The sequence below is a fragment of the Virgibacillus sp. genome, from assembly GCF_013393565.1.
Classification (GTDB): domain Bacteria; phylum Bacillota; class Bacilli; order Bacillales; family Amphibacillaceae; genus Virgibacillus; species Virgibacillus dokdonensis.
The window spans coordinates 33,741-40,000 of the sequence record NZ_JABXHF010000021.1 but is presented as its reverse complement, the minus strand read 5'-3'; the positions used below and the strand labels follow the sequence as shown (position 1 = coordinate 40,000).

5 protein-coding genes are annotated in these 6,260 nt (G+C 36.8%); 2 read left to right on the top strand and 3 right to left on the bottom strand.

Annotated elements, in window-relative coordinates; genetic code table 11:
• A partial coding sequence (locus HLX49_RS06420) for a metallophosphoesterase family protein (protein WP_296361042.1) occupies positions 1 to 715 on the bottom strand: 715 nt, incomplete at its 3' end.
• 616 nt (positions 716 to 1,331) lie between these two features.
• Positions 1,332 to 2,036 carry a class I SAM-dependent methyltransferase gene (locus HLX49_RS06415; protein WP_296361041.1) on the bottom strand — a complete coding sequence of 235 codons (705 nt, stop codon included), beginning with the start codon at positions 2,034 to 2,036 and terminating at the stop codon, positions 1,332 to 1,334.
• Between the two features lie 117 nt (positions 2,037 to 2,153).
• Between HLX49_RS06415 and HLX49_RS06410 the strand changes: the two genes are divergently transcribed.
• Positions 2,154 to 2,939, top strand: a complete 786-nt coding sequence (locus HLX49_RS06410; RefSeq protein WP_296361040.1) for a DUF2268 domain-containing putative Zn-dependent protease — start codon at positions 2,154 to 2,156, stop codon at positions 2,937 to 2,939.
• Between the two features lie 247 nt (positions 2,940 to 3,186).
• Here HLX49_RS06410 and HLX49_RS06405 read toward each other — a convergent pair whose 3' ends face one another.
• The gene (locus tag HLX49_RS06405) at positions 3,187 to 4,332 is read right to left on the bottom strand and encodes an MFS transporter (RefSeq protein ID WP_077704631.1); all 1,146 of its coding nucleotides are present in this window, start codon (positions 4,330 to 4,332) and stop codon (positions 3,187 to 3,189) included.
• Positions 4,333 to 4,887: 555 nt separating this feature from the next.
• On the opposite strand from HLX49_RS06405, the gene HLX49_RS06400 reads away from it, so the two are divergent.
• Positions 4,888 to 6,111, top strand: coding sequence for a dicarboxylate/amino acid:cation symporter (locus tag HLX49_RS06400; RefSeq protein ID WP_296361039.1), 1,224 nt, complete (start codon positions 4,888 to 4,890; stop codon positions 6,109 to 6,111).
• Positions 6,112 to 6,260 lie beyond the last annotated feature (149 nt).

The window sequence follows — 6,260 nt, the reverse complement described above, 5'->3', positions numbered from 1 at the left end:
TTAAAGGAGAACCTGCATAACGAATCTCTTTTCTTTTGACATAATGCGCTTGATGAAGGTGACCTAAGGCAGTATAGTGAAAGCTATGAAACAAATCAGCTTCTACGTATTCAGATCCTCCTATAGACAACGGTCTTTCTGATTCACTAGTATTCGCCTCGCTTTCCCCATAAGGGGTCACAAAAGCATGTCCTACAAATACATGCCTGGCATTTGGATCCATGGATGCTTCTATATGTTGAATAATTATTTTCATGGCATCATTATGCGTCCGAACGGTATCATTACCAAAAACATGGCGTACAATACTTGGGTCACAGTAGGGAATGAGGTAGACATGGACTTCTCCATACGCATCATGTAAGACTACTGGCCTAATTGGTTCTGAGAGGTTCCCTGCAATATGCAAACCATTTTCACGCAATATTTTACTTCCAAAATCAAGCCTGCTTGGACTATCATGGTTACCCGCAATTGCAAGAACCGGTATATTTAGCTCTAAGACGATTTTATCTAACGTTTCATCTAATAAATGTACAGCTTCTGTAGGCGGTACTGCTCGATCATACAAATCTCCTGCAATAATGACAGCATCAGGCTGTTCCTCTTCAACAGCTTGAATAAATTTTTTTATAATATATTTTTGATCATTGGTCATATATACGCCTTGCACAAGCTTACCAAGATGCCAATCTGCTGTATGAAAAAATTTCATCGTTAAAAACTCCTCCCCGTATACAAGCGTATTTTTAGCTGAAATACATTTAGAAGTACTTAAGCAATCTGATTTAGAAAATCGCTACGTCTTTATGGCGATAATGTCGCTTTGCTTATACTATAAACCATAGAGGTTTTATATTTTCCTATAGTGCAAAAAAGCTTATCCTAGCGTGGCGTTCGTTTCATAATATATAGTAACTCGCTCTCACCTAGTTTTCTATAATAAAATACATACCTTAAAACCATTTATGTATCAATGATTTGCCTTCCATTTTAGTATAAAGCAAATTCTAACATCAAACCAGTTTTCATTTTACACGATGTTCCTATCTGGATGTAGAATGTCATTCTTATTCTAATAATCCTATTACTTACAAATCGAAGCACGATCTTGCTTTTATGGATGGATGCAAATAACACCCTGTAATAAAGAAAAAAGCCTACTGATTGAAGAGTTATATTCCAGTAAGGCTAGATCCTATTGAAATTTTAAACTTTTAAGTACCACACTATGCTCCTTTCCCACTAGTGCCATTTAAAACATATCATTACAGCGTAACAAGCAACTTCTTGTGTGCAACATGGTTTGATCGCCAAGTTTACTGGTGCTTTTATTTCGTGCAACGAAATACGGCATATGGAAGCTTCTCTTTATACCTCTTCGTCAACGCTTGGTGCTGATGCAGTATATCTAATGCCTCATCTATCTCTGAATTTGAAAAATGAAAATCTTGTGCTTCATCTATCGTTATAGGTAATGGATTTAGGCTCGGTTGTTCAATATTAATTTGCTTAAAACTAGAATGAGAGAGTTTTGCACGCCATTCTGTTTCTGTTAATAAATGACGGAACCCATAAAATGATGCGATTGCATGCTTATCACTCTCTCCCACACTTTCATCAACCATTATTTCAACAGCTAGGAAACATCCATTAGATTTTAAAACATTCCTAATAGAAGCTAACGATTTTGATATATTTGTAAATGCTAAAACAGATTCCGAAAGAACAATATCAAACTGCTCATTCCAACACATCTGCTCTATATTACCTTGAACGACGGAAATGGGAACTTCGCCATCTAGAAATCTCTGCTTAGCTTTTTCCACCATGATCGGATGGATATCCATTGCTGTAACAGAACATGCATATTGATTCGCGATAAAAGCCGCCGTCTGTCCTGTGCCACACCCAATATCGAGTAATTTAGTTGTATGATCAATAGATTGCTGTGCTACTATTTCTTTTGTTAACTTTAGCCCTCCTGGATGGGCGCCGCCTACTCCAAGCTTAGCCAAACTTTCCAAATAATTCACACCTTCACCTCCACGCATTTAATATATGCGCCTCTCATTACATGCGATACAAGTCCCTATTTCTTCCGACATGCATATGCTATCAAAGTGACTTTTTCCAAAGGAGGTGCAGAAAAAATGGCGGGGGTTATTCGTACGGATAAATGGCTGCTGCATGACGATAACCAACCACTCCAAATTGCCAAACGATTAAAAAAATATTTTCCTAATGCGAAAGCAGAAGACGTTCTCCATCATCTGACAATATTCGGCATGAGTCGTTCAGCAGTAACCAAAAAACAAATACAGAAGATGCAGGAGGCAAATACATGGAAAATAGTTGCAAAAGATTATCAACAGTTGCAACATGATTGGGAAGGAGATAACATTCCTATTTTTATTCTTCCATCTGATACTGCGAACTATAAATTAAGGAAAGAATTTAATGGAAAGGCCGGGCTAAGCTTTAACGATAAAATTTTCTTATTTCTATCTGAGTGGAATACTAAAATGGAGATTCGAGCGCTCTTAACACATGAGTACAACCATGTTTGCCGGTTGACAAAATATAATAAACCAGAAAGTAAGTATACGTTATTAGATACGATTATTTTAGAAGGAATGGCAGAATACGCTGTTTACAAACGGCTTGGTGTAGAGCATACAGCTAGTTATATTGGAAAATATAGCGATGATGTATTACATCGGTTTTGGAACAAATACATTGCACCAAAAAAAGAACTAGAGCCAGAATCAAAAACATACTACCACTTACTGTATGGATCACATTTGTACCCAAAAATGCTAGGATATTGTGTTGGAGAATGCCTTGTTCGTACCTATGCGAGCAAACATGAATTGTCTTTAAAAGAGTTGTTTACGATTGAAAGTGATAAAATTGCTGAAACAGATATACATGACTAGCAGAAACTTACGTATGTTTTAGCAAACAACGAATCACTCTAGCCGTACAGTGGAATGAAGGGGAAATTCTTGGTGCCTCTAAGGGTGACCTCTCTTTTATCTCTATCTATCGTTTATTACAAGTGTATGGCTAGGCTCATTTTTCGATATGATAAACCGTTAAAGTTTTTATACTCATAGTATTAAAAATATCCGCGGGAAGATAACCATTTTATCCGCGGATATTTTATCCTATTAGTCTACTAAATTAATGTCTTTTACTTTTTTGAATACGATCAATAACAAAAAGAATGGTGCAAACGACAAGCATCACAAAGGCTGTAAAAATAAACGGTATCCCCCACCACTCGGCAATTGCTCCGGAGATAGAAGAGCCAGCGACAACTCCTAATGAAAAAAATGCATAAAATATGCCATATGCTTTTCCGCGGTCTGTTTTAGTAGAACTTTCTGCTACCATACGGTTCATGGAAGGAAAAACAAGTGCAAACCCGATTCCATACACAATCATTGTTAAAATTCCTAACCAAAATTGTGTAATGTAACTTAAAAATAACATCGAAATTCCTATTAATAAAATCCCCCCACCAACTAAAGTCAACGGTTGCGCTCGATCATAAATTCGATTAATAGGAGTTAAGAATACTATAATTGCCATAATTCCAAATGTGCTTAACAATGCTCCAGTTGCACTAGCATTCAACCCAATCGCTTCCACCTTTAAAGGTAAAGCAAACGCCAATGTTCCATTACTAATCATTAAAGCAAACGCTGCTAGGGAGGCTTGCAATAATAAAGGGTTTTTTAATAATGGAATGAAATGCTTGACATGAACTTTGGATCTATCTCTGGAAATAAATGATTCTTCTAAATAGCGAAGGACTAGAAAAGACGTCATGAAAAACAACCCTGCTACGAATAGAAACACATACTCTATCTGCCCGCGAGCAGCTAAAGCACCACCAACAGCTGGTCCTACAATGGCTGCAATTCCAATCGCTGCGCCTGTAAAGGCCATGGCTTTTCCTCTAGAACCAACCCTCGTCTGGTCACCTACATACGCAAAAGCAGAAGGAATTAAAAAACCACCAGCAAGTCCATGTAATAATCGAATAATAAATAACTGAGTACCTGTGGCAGCAAGTGGATATAACAGTAAAATAACCGTAACCGAGATCATACCAATAAACAGCATGCGCTTTCGGCCATACTTGTCAATCCAGTGTCCACCTAATATATTGCCGAACATGTTTGTTAATGAATAAACAGCTACAATTGCACCTGTTAATATATTTGAAGCCCCAAGACTTTTTGCATATGGAGTTATGATAGGCAATTGAATAAACGTATCAATAAATGAAACAACAATAATAAAATATAAAAGCTTTTTCACATATCTCTCCTCGCTTTCCAACCTATTATACCTAAATTCATAGGAAAAGCGATGACAAAAGTAGAAAAATGTTTATTCGTCACAGTTTTTTCAATATATGTTTCAAATTATATATTTATTGGTATTATATATATTGACTTATCCCTTTTTACGCTATAGGAGAGTATAAAATTTAAAGAATTATATAAGCAAAACAAACACGTTTTTTTCCATAAAGCTTGAATGGTAAGCCGAGTGTTTTATTGTTTCTTACAAGCAAGGAGTACTAAACGAGCACTTAAAAATCCATGGTGCATTGTAGCTGTTCTTATATTTACTAAGATAAACAGCACAGCTAGATACATCCATTGGGCATTTTTTAAAATATTTTCAGGGTTTAACTTAAGTTCTGAAGTTCTGTAAGGTGTCACCTCTGCTGTTTTTTGGTACGATAGAAAGTACAAACTTTTTAGTGGCGGGTTTCTTTCATTCCACAAGGATATGATCTATGATCATGCAGGGAGCCTTGCACATGTTTATTAGGAAAATCTAAAATAAAGAAGGCGATTATTAACTATGCATATCTGGAAAAAATATAAACAGACTTCATTTGTCATTAAAATGACTATAGCTTTCATTGCTGGAATCATTATCGGAGTAATATTTCAAGATCAGACAGATATACTCGAACCATTAGGTACGTTGCTCATTCACTTGCTAAGTTTAGTCGCTATTCCTGTTATCTTCCTGACAGTGGTGCTTGCAGTAAATAAAATGAAAATTCATCAACTCGGTCGTATGGGTGGCAAATTAATGCTATATTACATGGTTACGACTGCAGCCGCTGTGTTGTTAGGCCTCGCATTAGCTTTATGGATCAACCCAGGTACAAGCTTAACGCTTCCAGACACGCAAGTGGAAGAACCTGAAACACCAAGCTTTTCAGATATACTGTTACAAATTGTGCCTAAAAATATTTTCACTGCATTTACATCTGGAGATCTCATGGCTATCTTATTTATTGCTGTCATTATGGGAATTGCTATTTCTACCATGCGCTATGCGAATGACAAAAAAATGAAAGAATACGGTGACTTATTAAATACTTTTTTCACCGCGCTCAATGAAATGTTTTACAAGATTTTGCAAGGAGTCTTGTTATACGCCCCAATTGGAATTTTTGCTATTAGTGCAACTGCATTTGGAAGCCAAGGTTGGGACACATTCCAATTGTTATTAAAATTTACGGCGGTTTTTTATTTAGGTATTTTACTATTATGGATATTCGTATATGCAGGCTTTTTAAAATTGGCCAACGTTCCTGTCATTTCTTTCTTTAAGCAAACGAAGGAAGCCTATACCACTGCATTCTTTACATCTAGTAGTATTGCCTCCCTCCCTATTGCCATAAATTCAGCTAAAAAAGCAGGCATTTCGGAAACAACAGCTAACTTTGCACTTCCACTCGGTGCTGTTTTCAATTCCGACGGTGGGGCGTTAAGGATGGGTGTTTCATTGGTATTTGCAGCAAATATTACTAATTTAAGCCTCTCGCCGACAGATTTTCTAGTCATTATTATGATCGGTACTCTTCTATCCATAGGGACAGCAGGCGTACCTGCAGCAGGCTTAGTAACCTTATCAGCTGTACTAGGCATGTTCGGCCTACCACTTGAAATCGTCGCTTTAATTGCCGGAGTAGATGCGTTAATTGGAATGGCTGGTACTGCTTCAAATGTCATTGGAGATATCGTTGGAGCGACAGTTGTTGATAAATCAGAACGAAAACGAGCTGCATAAAGTATGCTACGTATATTTGAGCATTTTCTTCCCTTTATGTATGAACAATCGTGAACAGTATGCTTATATAGCATGCTGTTTTTCTTTCACGCACAATCCTATAGGAATTGCTTGGTAACATATGAACAATTATTGAATGTAAGGGTTAT